The organism is Pseudomonas duriflava, from assembly GCF_007830155.1.
Lineage (GTDB): Bacteria > Pseudomonadota > Gammaproteobacteria > Pseudomonadales > Pseudomonadaceae > Chryseomonas > Chryseomonas duriflava.
The window spans coordinates 469,098-482,650 of record NZ_VLKY01000001.1 but is presented as its reverse complement, the minus strand read 5'-3'; the positions used below and the strand labels follow the sequence as shown (position 1 = coordinate 482,650).

Below are 13,553 nucleotides of genomic sequence, written 5' to 3'. Positions count from 1 at the left end.
CATCACGGGGTCGGCCCTCTTTTGGCGAGAGGGCGTATTTAAGGTAGCGTTACAGGCCTTGCTTGAGGCTGGCTTCGATGAACTCGTCCAGGTCGCCATCCAGCACTGCGTCACAGTTGCTGTTCTCAATACCGGTGCGCAGATCCTTGATCCGCGACTGGTCGAGTACATAGGAGCGGATCTGGTGGCCCCAGCCGATATCGGACTTGGAATCTTCCAATGCCTGGGACGCAGCGGTGCGCTTCTGCATTTCCTGCTCGTACAACTTGGCCCGCAGCATCTTCATGGCGGTGTCCTTGTTGGCGTGCTGGGAACGCTCGTTCTGGCAGCTTACAACGGTGTTGGTCGGTACGTGGGTAATCCGCACCGCCGAGTCGGTGGTATTAACGTGTTGTCCACCTGCACCGGAGGAGCGATAGGTGTCGATCCGCAGGTCAGCTGGATTAATCTCGATTTCGATATTGTCATCGATTTCCGGAGAGACGAAGACAGCCGTGAACGAGGTATGGCGGCGGTTACCCGAATCGAAAGGACTCTTACGGACCAGACGGTGTACACCGATTTCGGTCTTGAGCCAGCCGAACGCATACTCGCCCTTCACATGGACGGTCGCGCCCTTGATACCCGCCACTTCACCTTCGGACAACTCCATGATAGTCGTCTCGAAGCCGTGCTTGTCGGCCCAGCGCAAGTACATACGCAGCAGCATATTCGCCCAGTCCTGGGCTTCCGTACCGCCGGAACCAGCCTGGATATCAAGGTAGGCGTTGTTCTGGTCCATCTCGCCACTGAACATGCGACGGAACTCTAGTTTTTCGAGGATTTCGCGCAGGCGCTCGACTTCGGTGGCCACATCGTTAACGGCCCCTTCATCGTTTTCCTCGGCGGCCATTTCTAGCAGGTCGCCCGCGTCAGCCAAGCCGCCGGAGAGCTCGTCAAGGGTCTCGACCACTTGAGCCAGCTGCGCGCGCTCCTTGCCGAGGCTTTGAGCGTATTCGGGCTTGTTCCAGACGTTCGGATCTTCGAGCTCACGCTCGACTTCGGTCAGACGATCTTTTTTCAGATCGTAGTCAAAGATACCCCCGAATGGTCTGGGTACGTCCGGTAAGGTCTTTGATGCTATTCAGAATCGGGTTGATTTCCATGGCTGGCAATCACTCGCGGAAAACGTGGAAAAGCCGGCGAGTATACTGTAATAGGCTGCGAACCGGCAGCCTTTGCCATGTTTGTTCGTCTTGAATAAAAGCTAGGTTCGCGGCACCGGACAGATCCGGCGTCGCGCTATGACAATCAAGTGGCATGGATATCGACATGTCGGGTTTCGCGTAGAAATAGCAGACCAGCAGGAATTGGCCTCGCTATCCTGCCTCACCACCTGGGCAGTCGGGATCCTCTGCTAAAGCCTGTATTGCCGCAGGAGAAGATCATTCGACATTACTGGATGTCTTGCCGACGTGAACTGCACTGACCATGCGGCCAAGAGCAGTCTGGGACTTTTTGCTGGAAGTATGCGAACGCCACCAAACATTATTGATGGGTCAGGCCACTTAACGAGCAGCCTGACCTCTTTCATGACTATGCACTCGTACCTTTGGCCTTGCTGTCCAACTCGGCTCGCAAACCCGGATCAAGGTTAAGGTGACGCGCCAGTTCATCCAGATAGGCTTTCTCCATAAACTGCTGATCATCGGCCATCAGTACGCTGGCCAGATATATCTCGGCAGCCATTTCTGGAGTCTTGGCACCCGCTGCAATCTCAGCAGGATCCAGTGGCTTATTGATTTCCTGACGCAGCCAGCTCTGAAGCTCGGGATCATCTGCTGCGTGCGTTTTCATTTCCGCGTCGATCAGCTGCCGCTCCTGCTCATCGATATGCCCATCAGCCTTTGCCGCCGCGATTAATGCCCTGAGAATGGCTTGGCTGTGCTGCTCCACTTTACCTTCAGGCGCACGATCCACTGTTTGCGGTTCGCTTTGAGGCGCGTTGGCCTGACTCTTTTGCCAATTTGTATAAGCTTGATAGGCCAACATACCAAGGGCAGCCAAGCCGCCATATTTGGCCATTGACCCCATTCCCCCCATCCGCCTGCCGCGCTTGTTGCGTAGCAACATGCCCAACACACTAGCAGCCATTGCGCCGCCGCCAGCGCTTGAGAGCATACCGCCCAACGGGTCACTGGTCTGAGAGGTTTTACGGGCTTGGTTGTTCATCTTGCCTTGGTTAAGCTTTCCGAGTGCACCAGACAAACCGCCCTGCTTGGCAAGCATGTCCTGCCCTGTTTTGAGTAACTGATCCAGCAAGCCACGTGTTTGCATGTCTGTCTCCCATTCAATGGCCAATATGAATAAGGCACATCGAAAGGCCAGACGTTTCATGGACCTGACGAGCGAATGCTGCGGAATGTTGCAATAAGCAGCGTTCTGTTTATCCAACAGCAGGTCTCAAAACATCCAAGAACACGCGCTGTTTTATAGATCATTACCACAGTGGCTGTATCCACAGGAGATGCCTGTGGGTTTTCCTCGTGAGAATCCTTTGAAAATCAAGCTTACCTAAGGCAAGAAGGCGGGCAGCCAGAGCCGCCCTCCCTCCTTTTTACTCAAAGGATAGCGGTTTACGAAGAGGGGTATCCCGGTGCGCAGCCCGCACATACTGAGCTGGCCAGGAAACGTTATCGCGTAGAGCCTCTGCCGCCTGGAGCGGCCAGTGCGGATCACGCAGGAGTTCACGAGCCAACAGCACCACATCGGCCTGCCCGGTACGGATAATGTGCTCGGCCTGAGCCGCGTCAGTAATCATACCGACGGCGCCACTGGCGATACCGGCCTCCTTGCGTACCCGCTCGGCAAACTGCGTTTGATAGCCTGGCCCTACCGGAATCTCGGCATTGGCTGCCGTACCACCAGAAGAAACATCAATCAGATCAACGCCTAATGGCTTGAGCCGTTTGGCCAATTCCACTGTTTCTTCAACATCCCAACCGTCCTCAACCCAGTCGGTTGCAGATAGCCGTACGAAGAGTGGAAGTTCGTCCGGCCAGACGTTACGCACTGCCTGCGTTACTTCCAAAAGAAGGCGGATACGGTTATCAAAGCTACCGCCATACTGGTCGCTGCGCTGATTTGAAATCGGTGACAAGAACTGATGCAACAGATAACCATGAGCTGCATGAACCTCGGCCACCTTGAAACCCGCTGCCAGAGCACGCTCGGCTGTGCTTACAAAGGCTTGGGTAATAGCAGCGATACCACTGGCATCCAACTCGGTTGGGCGGGTATGTTGTGGATCAAACGCAATGGCCGACGGAGCTACAGGAATCCAGCCGCCTTCCGCGACAGGAACACTACCGTGCTTGCCTTCCCAAGGGCGCCAGGTACTGGCCTTACGGCCGGCATGGGCGAGCTGAATACCCGGCACAGCGCCTTGAGATTGAATGAACTGTGTGATCCGGCGTAGCGGCTCGATCTGTTCGTCTTTCCACAGCCCGAGGTCCTGAGGGGTGATACGTCCTTCAGGTGTTACGGCTGTGGCCTCACTGATCACCAGTCCCGCCCCGCCAACAGCACGGCTACCCAAATGCACCAGATGCCAGTCATTGGCGAAGCCGTCTTCGCTGGAATACTGACACATAGGAGATACGACGATACGGTTAGGAAGCGTCAGTTGACGCAGCGTAAGAGGCTCAAAAAGCTTGCTCATGATCATTCTCGGCAGTGTGGCTGGAGTTCATTAGAGCCTCACTTTGCCGGAACGATCATTTCAGTTGCAACACGCGACGGATCACGCCTTCACCCATACCCATTTAGCGAGGAGCTAAATGGGTAATAATCAGCTGAACACTTTCCTGCCCACGGTATTCATTCACATCCAGCCGATACGCCACTTCCGCCCAGCGAATCTGAGGATTGGGCCAGACTTCACGGTTGATATTGAAAGCGATCCCGTCCAGCTGGACACGACCACATTCACTTTTGAGTACCAGCTTGAGATGTCGCTCGCCCACGATCCGCTGCTGTACTAACTCAAAGACGCCATCAAACATCGGCTCGGGGAAATGCTGCCCCCACGGGCCAGCGTGCTTGAGAGAACGAGCAATCTCCAGACAGAACTCATCTACTTCCAGCGTACCGTCAGAATAAAGCCGTCCCGTCAGATCATCCTCAACCAGATGACGCCGTACTTCAGCATCAAACGCTGCGGAGAAAGCGCCAAAGTTCTCTTGCGGCAAAGACAGTCCCGCCGCCATAGCATGACCGCCAAATTTAGTGATCAGGCCTGGATGCTTAGCCGCAATCGCATCGAGCGCATCGCGAATATGAAAGCCCGGCACCGAACGAGCCGAGCCCTTGAGCATGCCCTCTCCTGCATCGGCAAAGGCCAGTGTGGGCCGGTGGTAACGCTCCTTCAGACGTGAAGCGAGAATACCAATCACGCCTTGATGCCATTCGGGATCAAACAGGCATAGGCCGAAAGGCAAATTATCCTTGGGCAAATCCTTGAGCTGCGCCAGCGCTTCCCGCTGCATACCCTGTTCGATAGTTTTACGGTCCTGATTCAGCTGGTCGAGCTGAACAGCCATGTCACGGGCCAGCGACTCATCCTCACAGAGCAAGCATTCGATTCCCAGCGACATGTCATCGAGACGGCCTGCTGCGTTGAGGCGCGGCCCCAGGATAAACCCCAGATCTGTCGAGGTCACCTTGCTGGGCTGACGCTTAGCGATCTCCAGCAAAGCACGCAAGCCCGGCCGGGCTCGACCTGCCCGAATGCGCGCCAGTCCCTGATGCACCAGGATGCGGTTGTTAGCATCCAGTGGCACTACATCCGCCACACTACCCAGTGCGACCAGATCCAGCAACTCGGCCAGATTAGGCTCAGGCACACGCAGCGCATCAAACCAGCCGGCCTCCCTCAACCGCGTCCGTAAGGCCAACATGACGTAGAAGATCACACCGACACCTGCGATGCACTTGCTGGGAAACTCACAGTCCGGCTGATTTGGATTAACAATGGCATCGGCTTCTGGCAACTGTGCGCCAGGTAGGTGGTGATCCGTAACCAGTACACGCATGCCAGCAGCTTTAGCCGCCTCGACACCCTCAATACTGGAAATACCGTTGTCCACTGTCACCAGTAAATCGGGCTGTCGCTCCTTCGCTACGGCAACGATCTCAGGCGTCAACCCATAGCCATATTCGAACCGGTTCGGCACTAAATAATCGACCCAGGCAGCCCCTAGGCTGCGCAAGGCCAGCACCGCTACTGTAGTGGCTGTCGCCCCATCAGCATCGAAGTCACCAACCACCAGAATCCGTTCGCGCTTTTCCAACGCATCGACAAGCAACTCTACTGCTGCATCCATCCCTTTGAACAAGCGATAGGGATGCAGACGCGCCAAGCCCTTTTCGAGCTCGTCGATACTTTTGACTCCTCGAGCAGCATAGAGGCGGGTCAGTAGCGACGGCAATTCGCCCAGGTCAGGCAGCGTCTCCGGCACGGAGCGAAGTTCGATACGCATCGATTACTCGGTTGGTTAAATAAGGGGTTGTCTAGTGATTTATATAGGAGCCCAGACCATTCTCTCAAGTGAGCCTTTCAGACACAGCGCACACCGCTACTAGCGTTCGCCCATGAGCCATTCGAGCTGCAGCTCATGCTGGCCACGCTCATCGGTCACAAAGACCGTTCCCTCGCTGATCATTACGCTCCAGCTGATCGAGCGGGGCAAATCCGTAGCCAGTACGCTCAGAACCTCAGCGGGTACGGCAGCGATGTTCAAATTCTTCAACATCTTCACCGCGTCGACTACCTTGCCTTGCCAGACGCGCATGTTGCCATAAGCCAACAGACTCACCCGCTCGGTCCGCCGCGAACACCATACGAGCCGATCTGCATCAGGCTGCCCTACTTCGATCCAGTGCAGTACACGATCATCCAGACTCTTTTCCCATAATGCCGGCTCATCGACGTCCGACAGGCCACGGCCAAAGGAAAGGTGTTCGCCGTACCACAGGGCATACCCCAGAATCCGTACCGCCAATCGTTCTTCAGTCTCCGAAGGATGACGAGCCACAGTGAAACGAAGGTTTTCGTAAACGCTGCGATCCAGATCGGTTAGGTTCAGTTCGACTTTATAAGGTGTGGCTTGCAGGGCCATAAGGGTCCGCTCGAAAGGAAAGCCGACAAGTTTACCGCGAAAGTCTATGCGGATTCATATAGGCCGACCAGCAACGCTTGCTGCTGAACTACTAAAGAGTCGCAAAGCTGCTGGGCTTCTGGCATCACACGCTAGTACAAGCACGAGCCATAACACCTCTTGGCAAGAGATGTTTTCACATAATTGATCAAAACGAGAAGACGAAATGCAGGTAGGTCTTGACGGGTACCAAGCAATACCCGTCAAGAGGTTACTTACAGAGGCTTACCACGGTTACCATGCTGGGCGACAAAGGCTTGCACTGATGCCAAGACGTTGGGCAATACCGTGCAACGCTCTTCGCGCTGGAATAGATCGCGTAAGTGCGTAGGAAGCTCCAACGCCTTACCAACACCAGCCTTTTCCACAGCGTCGGGGAATTTGACTGGATGCGCCGTACCCAGCACCACCATTGGTGTCGACAGGCTTCGACGGCATTCCCGTGCGGCCTTCACGCCAATAGCCGTATGGGGATCGAGCACTTCGCCCGTTTGTTCGAAAACCTGAGCAATCGTGGCACAGGTAGCCTCGTCATCGACAGCCAATGAATCAAACAGCTTGCGCGCCTCAATCCAGCGATCTTCCTCAATAGACAGTTTGCCTGTTGCCTTGAATGTTGCCATCAGCTCAGCCAGCGCAACGCCATTACGACCGTGCAGATCGAATAATAGGCGCTCGAAGTTGGAAGACACCATGATATCCATAGACGGTGAAAGCGATGCGTGCAACGTGTCTTTGAAATACTGATTGCCACTCATGAAGCGGTGAAGAATATCGTTGCGGTTGGTAGCCACGATCAGCTGGTTGACTGGCAAGCCCATATTGCGTGCCAGATAGCCAGCAAAAATATCGCCAAAATTGCCAGTAGGCACCGAAAACGCTACTGAGCGTGCCGGAGCGCCCAGTTGAAGAGCCGCATGGAAGTAATAAACGATCTGGGCCATGATCCGCGCCCAGTTGATCGAATTGACAGCAACCAGACGAGTACCCTTCAAGAAACCTTGATCGGCAAAGCTTGCCTTCACCATTTCCTGGCAATCGTCGAAGTTGCCTTCGATAGCAATGTTATGAATGTTATCGCCCAGGATCGTCGTCATCTGACGGCGCTGTACTTCCGACACCCGCTGATACGGATGCAGAATAAAGATATCGACGTTATCGCAACGACGGCATCCTTCGATAGCCGCTGAGCCAGTATCGCCAGACGTCGCCCCCATGATCACTACTCGTTCGCCCCGCTTGGACAGGACATGGTCCAGCAGGCGTCCCAGCAATTGCAGAGCAAAGTCCTTGAAGGCCAAGGTTGGGCCATGGAACAACTCCAGCACCCATTCGTTAGCACCCAGCTGACGCAGCGGGGCTACAGCACTGTGCTCAAACGTACCGTAAGTCTCTTCCAGAATTTGCTTGAAGTCGGCATCACCGATACAACCCTCAACGAAAGGGCGCATTATGCGGAACGCCAGCTCATGGTAAGGCAGGCCGGCCCAAGAGGCTATTTCCTCCACCGTAAATCGCGGAAGATTTTCTGGAACGTACAAGCCACCGTCACTGGCTAGACCGGTTAGCAGGACGTCTTCAAAACTCAATGCCGGCGCTTGGCCGCGGGTACTGATGTAACGCATGGGGTCAACCTTCAAGTGGCTACAGCAAGTCGGCTGGCATCTCCAGCCGGGTCTGATTAGTTCAGATGTTCAACGCGAATACGCACGACGGGCCCTATAACATCGGACAACGCTTCCAATGCCTCAATAGCACCGCTGATGTGCTGCTCAAGAACACGATGGGTCAGCAGAATCATAGGAACCAAACCGTCATGCTCTTCGGCTTCCTTCTGCATAATCGATTCAATGTTGATACCGCGCTCCGACAGAATGCTGGCTACCTGAGCCAGAACGCCAGGATGATCCTTCGCCTGGATACGCAAGTAATAGGCGCTCTCACACGCCTCTATTGGCAAGACAGGATGATCGGACAAGGCATCGGGCTGGAACGCCAGATGCGGTACTCGATTTTCCGGATCCGAAGTCATGGCACGCACGACATCGACCAAATCGGCCACCACGGCCGAGGCCGTAGGCTCCATGCCGGCGCCTGCGCCATAGAACAGGGTCGAGCCAGCAGCATCGCCATTGACCATCACCGCGTTCATCACGCCATTGACATTGGCGATCAGACGATCCGCAGGGATCAGGGTAGGATGCACGCGCAACTCAATACCTTGGGCCGTGCTTCGAGCCACGCCCAGGTGCTTGATCCGGTAGCCCAGAGCCTCAGCATAACCGACATCAGCGGTAGTCAGCTGGGCAATGCCCTCGGTATAGGCCTTGTCGAACTGCAGCGGAATGCCAAAGGCAATAGAGGCCAGAATAGTGAGCTTATGCGCGGCATCGATACCCTCCACATCAAAGGTCGGATCCGCTTCAGCATAACCCAGGGCCTGAGCCTCCTTGAGCACATCCTCAAATGCGCGTCCCTTCTCACGCATCTCGGTCAGAATAAAGTTGCCCGTTCCGTTGATGATACCGGCAACCCAGTTGATCCGGTTGGCCGCCAAGCCTTCACGTAAAGCCTTGATGACCGGAATACCCCCGGCAACCGACGCCTCGAAGGCCACAATGACACCTTTTTCACGGGCCTTGGCAAAGATCTCGTTACCATGCACAGCAATCAATGCTTTATTGGCCGTTACGACATGTTTGCCATTTTCGATGGCACGCATGACCAGTTCGCGGGCGACCGTATACCCTCCAATCAGCTCGACAATAATATCGATGTCGGGATTATCGACCAACGCGAAGACATCACTGGTAATCGGTGTGGTTCCAGTATCGCACTTGGGGTTGGAACGACGCTGGGCAATCTGGGCCACTTCGATGCCACGTCCTGCACGGCGTGCAATTTCTTCAGCGTTGCGCTTGAGAACATTGAACGTACCGCTACCGACGGTACCCAATCCGCATATACCCACTTTTACCGGTTTCACGCATTATTCCCCATGCTATAAGCCTCGGCGGTACATACCAGGCAGATAAAAACCAAGAAGTCGAGTGTACCTTGAAGCACGCCGCCTGACTCACTGGATAGGCGCAAATCTTCCTTACAGAAACGAAAAGGCCGAGCGATCCTCGGCCTAAAGAGATGACAACTTACTGGCTAGCCGCCAGCGCTTCCTCAACCAATTGCTTGGCCGGCTGATAGCCTGGAATGATATGACCGTTGGCCAGAATGATGGCCGGTGTCCCCTGAATGCCCATGGACTGTCCAAGCTGGAATTGTTTGGCAACAGGATCATCGCAGGAGGGCGATTTGACTTCTTTACCTTCGAACATACGCTCCATCGCATCCGCACGATCCGTGGCGCACCAGACCGCCTCGAGCTGCTTATGCCCTGGTGATCCCAATCCCTGCCGAGGAAACGCGAGATAACGCACCTCGATTCCTTGCTTGTTAAGCTCAGGCACCTCAGCGTGCAGCTTCTGACAATAAGGACAGGTCGTGTCCGTAAATACAGTCACGTGACCTTTCGTTTCGCCTTTTGCCGGAAAGACCACCATTTGCTGATTATCAAGCGCATTGATTTGCTTGGCGATAGCAGCACCTTCAGCTTGCTCGGTCAGATTGACAGCCTGACCATTCTGCAACTGATATAAGTAACCCTGCATGATGAACTGACCATCCTCACTGGCATAAAGCACCCTGCCACCACCAAGCTGGACTTGATAAACACCCTCTAGTGGGCTCTTTTCAATGGCTTCGACGGTGAGTCCCGGCTGCAACGTGCTCAAGGTCTTACGAATGGCCTGCTCAGGTTCCGCTACAGCCAAGGCACTGGTCAGTCCCAAACAGGCTGCCAGTACGAAACGGGATATACGCATGAAGAACTCCTGTGAAAGTATCGCCAGCCTACCACAGCAGCTTGACCAAGCTTAACCACGCGGATGGTGTTGTGCATGCAAGGTTTGCAAGCGGGCACGGGCAATATGTGTATAAATTTGAGTTGTAGACAGACTGGAATGCCCCAGCAACATCTGTACTGTCCGTAAATCCGCACCATGATTAAGAAGATGCGTAGCGAAGGCATGTCGCAACGTATGAGGAGAAAGTGGCTTATCGATTCCTGCTGTCTGGGCATGCAACTTGATACGATGCCAAAAAGTCTGCCTCGTCATCTCTGTGCCTCTGAGGCTTGGAAAAAGCACATCCGTTGCCAGTCCGTTCTGCAATGCACCTCGCGCTTCACGCAGGTAACGCTCAAGCCAAGCAATAGCTTCTTCACCCAAGGGAATTAAGCGCTCTTTATTTCCCTTGCCGAATACACGCAATGACCCCTGCCTCAGATTAAGCTGCTGAAGCGTAAGCCCTACCAGTTCACTCACCCGCAAACCAGTAGCGTACAACACCTCAAGCATGGTTCGATCCCGCATACCTAAAGGATCGTCGGTATCAGGTGCGGCCAACAGCGCCTCGACATCAGCTTCCGACAGGCTTTTAGGCAGCGGCGCGCCCAGCTTTGGCAGATCAACTTGCAAGGTAGGATCCTGCTCTACCCACCCCTCACGAACAGCATAACGGTAGAAACTGCGCACACTGGAAAGAAAACGGGCAGTCGAGCGCGCTTTATATCCGCGATCTAATCGCCAGGCCAAATGATCCAACAGGCGATCCCGCCCAGCATTTTCCAAGGAAATACCTTGTTCGCCCAACCATGCATCGAACTGACTCAGATCATTCTGATAAGCGCTGCGCGTATGCTCGGAAAGTCCTTTCTCCAGCCATAAGGCATCGAGAAAGCGAATAATGAAAGGATGGTCGCGCATAGCGAACTTTCAACCCTAGCGTTCGATGGGATAATGAGGAAGGATCGGTACGGGGCGCTTCTGCTCATCGAGCGCAACAAAACTGAAAGCACCCGCGATTGCCAGCTCTCGCCCCTCGCAGTACATACTTTCCAAATAGATCTCGACCTGTACCTTAATGCTTGTGGTTCCAACCTTGATGACCCGACCGATTAACTCAACAATCGATCCGCCTGGAATAGGGTGATTGAAATCGATTCGATCCGTCGACACCGTAACAAGGGGAAGCCGACAAAACCGTGTAGCAGTGATAAACGATACTTCATCCATCCAGGCCATGGCCTGACCACCAAACAAGGTGTGGTGATGATTGGTATCAGACGGGAATATCGTCTTGGCTACACGAGTTTCCGAAAGCGAAGTGCGGCGCGCTATTTCCTGTTCGCGTGGCGTCATACAACCTCAATGAAGCGACTTAGAAAAGGGTTTTGCTAGAACAATAAAAAAAGCAGCCCTAGGGCTGCTTTTTTTGGGAAGCGCTGGATTAAACCAGCTTTTCCTTGATGCGCGCGGCCTTACCAGACAGCTCACGCAGGTAGTACAGCTTGGCCTTGCGAACATCGCCGCGACGCTTGACGCTGACGCTATCGATCAGGGGGCTATACGTTTGGAAGGTACGCTCTACACCTACACCGTTAGAAATTTTACGAACGGTGAAAGCACTGTTCAGACCGCGGTTACGCTTGCCGATCACAACGCCTTCAAAGGCCTGCAGACGCTGACGGTCGCCTTCCTTTACTTTTACTTGAACAATTACGGTATCGCCAGGCGCGAAAGCCGGGATTTCCTTGTTCATTTGTTCAGCTTCAAGCTGTGCAATAATCTTGTTGGTCATACTGTTGTGCTCCTAAGACAAGCCGTCAGACCTGCCATCGATACGTTAACTATCGTCCCGCTGACGAAGATATTCCGCCAGCAGCTTTTGCTCTTCTCCAGAAAGCGAGCGTCTTTCCAGAAGATCAGCCCGACGTTCATAGGTCCTTCCAAGGGACTGCTGCAAACGCCAGCGCCGGATATGCTCATGATTACCACTAAGCAATACATCGGGTACGCGCTGTCCTGCATACACCTCAGGTCGGGTGTAGTGCGGGCAATCGAGCAAACCGTCCGTAAACGAATCCTGCTCGGCAGAATCTACATGCCCCAACGCTCCAGGCAGTAGCCGCGTTACCGCATCGATCAGCACCATGGCCGGCAGCTCGCCGCCCGATAGCACATAGTCACCAATCGACCATTCCTCATCGACATGCGCTTCGATAAAACGCTCATCGATGCCTTCGTAACGTCCTGCGATAAGGATCAGATGTTCCTCTTTCGCAAGCTCCTTTACGCCCTGTTGCGTCAACTGACGCCCCTGTGGCGAAAGATAAATCACCTTCACCGAAGCACCGGCCTGGCTGCGCGCATCATTCAATGCTCGCTCCAGCGGCTGGATCTTCATCACCATGCCCGGACCACCTCCGAAGGGTCGGTCGTCCACAGTTCGATGTCGATCCTCGGTATAGTCCCGCGGGTTCAGGCAGTTGAGCTGTAAAAGCCCATGCTTGACCGCACGACCGGTAATACCGAAATCACGAACGGCCGTGAATACTTCAGGGAAAATGCTAATGACGTCGACACGCATGGATTAGAAATCCGCGTCCCAGTTCACTCGCATTTCACCGGCAGCCAGATCAATCGAAAGAACATATTGCTCCAAAATATAAGGAAGCAAACGCTCGCGATCATCAAGGCTACCCGTACACGGCTTGACCACCATGACGTCATTTGAACCAGTCTCCAGCATATGATCGATCATACCGAGCCATTGCCCGTCTTGATTGATCACCCGGAGCCCTTCCAACTGATACCAGTAGTAATCGCCTTCATCCAAATCCGGAAGCTCGCTCCGAGGAATGCAGATTTCAAACCCTGCTAAGGCTCGAGCCTCTTCACGATCATCCAGACCCTTGAGTTTGGCAGTAAGGACCTTTCCATGTAGGCGGCCACTTGCCACGCTCATGTACCGAACATTCCCTTCTCGACGAAGTATCCAGTTAGGGTAGTCCAGCAGGTTGTCCAACGGGTCGGTAAAGGAGTAGACCTTCACCTCACCGCGCACGCCATACACCGAAACGATTTTACCGAGAACAACCAAGTCCTCTAAAGGTGCAGGCGTCTGACTCATGATCTTCAGGCAGTAGCTGCAACAGCGTTGACCTTGGAATCCTTGAGCAGCTGAGCAACACGCTCAGACGGCTGTGCGCCCTGGCTCAGCCAGTAGTTAGCACGCTCGGTGTCAACGGAAAGACGTACTTCGTTACCGGCAGCAACCGGATTGAAGAAACCGATACGCTCAACGAAACGGCCATCACGGGCGTTGCGGCTGTTGGTCACGGTCAGGTGGTAGAAGGGACGCTTCTTGGAGCCACCACGGGCAAGACGGATGGTTAACATGTGAACTCTGTTCCTGTAGTCGGTGCTTTACAAACGTTGCGCACGCTGGGCCTCAGGCCCG

Annotated in this window: 14 protein-coding genes; all 14 read right to left on the bottom strand. The window is 54.3% G+C overall.

The window, feature by feature from the left end; genetic code table 11:
* Positions 1-49: 49 nt before the first annotated feature.
* Positions 50-1,145 (bottom strand): peptide chain release factor 2 gene (gene prfB / locus IQ22_RS02260; protein WP_145137397.1). Its coding sequence is split into 2 segments (ribosomal slippage): positions 50-1,072 and positions 1,074-1,145, totalling 1,095 coding nucleotides; the frame shifts between segments, so codons are not numbered across the junction.
* A gap of 430 nt (positions 1,146-1,575) precedes the next feature.
* The gene (locus tag IQ22_RS02255) at positions 1,576-2,316 is read right to left on the bottom strand and encodes a tellurite resistance TerB family protein (RefSeq protein WP_145137395.1); all 741 of its coding nucleotides are present in this window, start codon (positions 2,314-2,316) and stop codon (positions 1,576-1,578) included.
* 280 nt (positions 2,317-2,596) lie between these two features.
* Positions 2,597-3,700, bottom strand: a complete 1,104-nt coding sequence (locus IQ22_RS02250; RefSeq protein ID WP_145137392.1) for an NADH:flavin oxidoreductase/NADH oxidase — start codon at positions 3,698-3,700, stop codon at positions 2,597-2,599.
* A gap of 103 nt (positions 3,701-3,803) precedes the next feature.
* Positions 3,804-5,519 carry a single-stranded-DNA-specific exonuclease RecJ gene (recJ, locus tag IQ22_RS02245; RefSeq protein WP_145137390.1) on the bottom strand — a complete coding sequence of 572 codons (1,716 nt, stop codon included), beginning with the start codon at positions 5,517-5,519 and terminating at the stop codon, positions 3,804-3,806.
* A gap of 99 nt (positions 5,520-5,618) precedes the next feature.
* A complete protein-coding gene (locus IQ22_RS02240; protein WP_145137387.1) occupies positions 5,619-6,158 on the bottom strand; it encodes a YaeQ family protein in 540 nt (179 codons plus the stop codon).
* Between the two features lie 254 nt (positions 6,159-6,412).
* Positions 6,413-7,822 carry a threonine synthase gene (gene thrC, locus IQ22_RS02235; protein ID WP_145137384.1) on the bottom strand — a complete coding sequence of 470 codons (1,410 nt, stop codon included), beginning with the start codon at positions 7,820-7,822 and terminating at the stop codon, positions 6,413-6,415.
* 56 nt (positions 7,823-7,878) lie between these two features.
* Entirely contained in the window at positions 7,879-9,183 is a 1,305-nt protein-coding gene (locus IQ22_RS02230) for a homoserine dehydrogenase (RefSeq protein ID WP_145137381.1), read from the bottom strand.
* 163 nt (positions 9,184-9,346) lie between these two features.
* Positions 9,347-10,075, bottom strand: a complete 729-nt coding sequence (gene dsbC / locus IQ22_RS02225) for a bifunctional protein-disulfide isomerase/oxidoreductase DsbC (RefSeq protein WP_145137378.1) — start codon at positions 10,073-10,075, stop codon at positions 9,347-9,349.
* A gap of 51 nt (positions 10,076-10,126) precedes the next feature.
* Entirely contained in the window at positions 10,127-11,017 is an 891-nt protein-coding gene (xerD, locus tag IQ22_RS02220; RefSeq protein WP_145137376.1) for a site-specific tyrosine recombinase XerD, read from the bottom strand.
* Between the two features lie 15 nt (positions 11,018-11,032).
* Positions 11,033-11,452, bottom strand: coding sequence for an acyl-CoA thioesterase (locus IQ22_RS02215; RefSeq protein WP_145137373.1), 420 nt, complete (start codon positions 11,450-11,452; stop codon positions 11,033-11,035).
* 88 nt (positions 11,453-11,540) lie between these two features.
* Positions 11,541-11,891: a 50S ribosomal protein L19 gene (gene rplS, locus IQ22_RS02210; RefSeq protein WP_145137370.1), complete on the bottom strand. Its 351-nt coding sequence runs from the start codon at positions 11,889-11,891 to the stop codon at positions 11,541-11,543.
* Between the two features lie 45 nt (positions 11,892-11,936).
* Complete coding sequence (gene trmD, locus IQ22_RS02205; protein ID WP_145137367.1) at positions 11,937-12,680, bottom strand: tRNA (guanosine(37)-N1)-methyltransferase TrmD; 744 nt, start codon at positions 12,678-12,680, stop codon at positions 11,937-11,939.
* A gap of 3 nt (positions 12,681-12,683) precedes the next feature.
* Positions 12,684-13,223: a ribosome maturation factor RimM gene (gene rimM / locus IQ22_RS02200; RefSeq protein WP_145137364.1), complete on the bottom strand. Its 540-nt coding sequence runs from the start codon at positions 13,221-13,223 to the stop codon at positions 12,684-12,686.
* Positions 13,224-13,228: 5 nt separating this feature from the next.
* Positions 13,229-13,492 carry a 30S ribosomal protein S16 gene (rpsP, locus tag IQ22_RS02195; RefSeq protein WP_145137361.1) on the bottom strand — a complete coding sequence of 88 codons (264 nt, stop codon included), beginning with the start codon at positions 13,490-13,492 and terminating at the stop codon, positions 13,229-13,231.
* Positions 13,493-13,553: the final 61 nt, after the last annotated feature.

What these genes read in the sequence shown, in the direction of transcription:
- thrC (WP_145137384.1), bottom strand. Translation starts at nt 7,822, where the DNA reads ATGCGTTACATCAGTACCCGCGGCCAAGCGCCGGCATTGAGTTTTGAA.
- recJ (WP_145137390.1), bottom strand. Translation starts at nt 5,519, where the DNA reads ATGCGTATCGAACTTCGCTCCGTGCCGGAGACGCTGCCTGACCTGGGC.
- rpsP (WP_145137361.1), bottom strand. Translation starts at nt 13,492, where the DNA reads ATGTTAACCATCCGTCTTGCCCGTGGTGGCTCCAAGAAGCGTCCCTTC.
- IQ22_RS02240 (WP_145137387.1), bottom strand. Translation starts at nt 6,158, where the DNA reads ATGGCCCTGCAAGCCACACCTTATAAAGTCGAACTGAACCTAACCGAT.
- xerD (WP_145137376.1), bottom strand. Translation starts at nt 11,017, where the DNA reads ATGCGCGACCATCCTTTCATTATTCGCTTTCTCGATGCCTTATGGCTG.
- IQ22_RS02250 (WP_145137392.1), bottom strand. Translation starts at nt 3,700, where the DNA reads ATGAGCAAGCTTTTTGAGCCTCTTACGCTGCGTCAACTGACGCTTCCT.
- IQ22_RS02215 (WP_145137373.1), bottom strand. Translation starts at nt 11,452, where the DNA reads ATGACGCCACGCGAACAGGAAATAGCGCGCCGCACTTCGCTTTCGGAA.
- rimM (WP_145137364.1), bottom strand. Translation starts at nt 13,223, where the DNA reads ATGAGTCAGACGCCTGCACCTTTAGAGGACTTGGTTGTTCTCGGTAAA.
- rplS (WP_145137370.1), bottom strand. Translation starts at nt 11,891, where the DNA reads ATGACCAACAAGATTATTGCACAGCTTGAAGCTGAACAAATGAACAAG.
- dsbC (WP_145137378.1), bottom strand. Translation starts at nt 10,075, where the DNA reads ATGCGTATATCCCGTTTCGTACTGGCAGCCTGTTTGGGACTGACCAGT.
- trmD (WP_145137367.1), bottom strand. Translation starts at nt 12,680, where the DNA reads ATGCGTGTCGACGTCATTAGCATTTTCCCTGAAGTATTCACGGCCGTT.
- IQ22_RS02255 (WP_145137395.1), bottom strand. Translation starts at nt 2,316, where the DNA reads ATGCAAACACGTGGCTTGCTGGATCAGTTACTCAAAACAGGGCAGGAC.